This is a genomic window from Commensalibacter communis (assembly GCF_947179015.1).
Classification (GTDB): domain Bacteria; phylum Pseudomonadota; class Alphaproteobacteria; order Acetobacterales; family Acetobacteraceae; genus Commensalibacter; species Commensalibacter communis.
Genome location: NZ_CAMXCM010000046.1, coordinates 1 through 235 on the forward strand (window position 1 = coordinate 1; position 235 = coordinate 235).

The window sequence follows — 235 nt, forward strand, 5'->3', positions numbered from 1 at the left end:
TTTTATTTTTGGTGAAATAATTAACAATTCATTACCTTTCTTTTTGGTTTGTAATGAGTAGTTAATGTTAAACTGAAATAGTTTACTTTGTTTATATAAATTTTCTATTTCCTTAGTGTCATCATAAGTAATTAACCAAGGGCAATGAATATTTTGAATAATTTTAGATAGATTTTGGTGATCTGTTTTTTTATAAAAATTAGTATATAATTCGGCACCTTTATTATAATAGGGA

The 235-nt window shown here is 22.6% G+C and carries 1 pseudogene; it reads right to left on the minus strand.

The annotated features are described in order from the left end of the window. Positions 1 to 235 (minus strand): annotated as a pseudogene (locus tag PQG54_RS12370) (DNA adenine methylase); the annotation flags it as partial.